Source organism: Aeromonas popoffii (genome assembly GCF_000820025.1).
GTDB classification, from domain to species: domain Bacteria; phylum Pseudomonadota; class Gammaproteobacteria; order Enterobacterales; family Aeromonadaceae; genus Aeromonas; species Aeromonas popoffii.
Genome location: NZ_CDBI01000004.1, coordinates 1 through 1,187 on the forward strand (window position 1 = coordinate 1; position 1,187 = coordinate 1,187).

Sequence of the window (1,187 nt, forward strand, 5' to 3'; positions counted from 1 at the left end):
CGGCTTTCCTGCGGGTCGATGCCCATCGCCTCTATCGCACCGGAGACCGGGTGCGCCGACTGGGGATGGATCGCTTCTTCTATCTGGGGCGGCGCGACGATCAGGTCAAGCTGCGCGGTTTTCGTATCGACCCGCAGGAAAGCCGCCGCCGTCAGGCCGGGCTTGCGCCAATAGCCTTCACACAGGGCCGGGCTCTCGATGCAAAGCTCCCCACACTCCCCCTCAGATACCGGCAACCCCGCCTCGTCCAGCACCCAGTGGCGGTAGCCGGGCAGGCTGTGGCTGATGGTGATCTGCCCATTGGGTGGGGGCCAGCGCACCTCGCTCACCAGGGACCAGACGGTGGCCTCGGTCGGCCCGTAGCAGTTCCACAGCCGTTTGGTGCAGCCGCAGAGCTGCTCGGCCAATCCCGAATCCAGCGCCTCGCCGCCACACAGGGCGGTGAGGCGCGCGTCCCCCTGCCAGCCTGCTTTGAGCAGCATGCGCCAGCAGGCTGGCGTGGCCTGCAACCAGTTGATGGAAGGGTCGGCCTCGAGCAACGCCATCATTCCCAGGGGATCCTTGTTGTGCTGGCTGCCAGCCACCGTCAGCCGGCCACCGCCCCAGAGCGGCCCCAGCATCTCCAGCAGCGAAATATCAAAGGCTGGCGTAGTAATAAAGAGCCAGTGGCAGTTCGGCGAGAGCCCGAGCCGCTCGCGGATCCCGTCGAGGAAGCAGAGCAGGGCCCGCCGGCTGATGACCACCCCTTTGGGCTCGCCGGTGGAGCCCGAGGTAAACATCATGTAAGCCGCCAGCGCATCGTCCACCCTGGGCCACTCAACCTCCGCGTGACCCAGACCGGCGAGGGTGCGCAGCGGACAGCCGCAGGCTGGCACCGCCCTATGCCCATCGCAGATCACCGCCGATAGATGGGCCTGACGGGCGATGCTCTGCAGCCGCTCCACCGGAAAATCCGGCTCAAGCGGCACAAAGGTGAGGCCAAGCCGCAGGCAGGCCAGCACGCTGGCCACCAGATCCGGGCCTCTCTCCAGATAGAGGCCGACCCGCTCTCCCACCGCCAACCCCTTCAGACGGGCGGCGATCTGACCGACCCGCTGGTTGAGTTCGCCATAGTTGAGCCAGGCACCGGGGCCGGCCTCGCCCGTACCGTGCTCACTTATGCCGTGCTCACTCATACCGACCCCGCC

Annotated in this window: 1 pseudogene; it reads right to left on the reverse strand. The window is 67.1% G+C overall.

Annotation, left to right across the window (positions count from 1 at the left end):
- Positions 1-122: 122 nt before the first annotated feature.
- A pseudogene (locus tag BN1129_RS00650) lies at positions 123-1,187 on the reverse strand (AMP-binding protein); the annotation flags it as partial.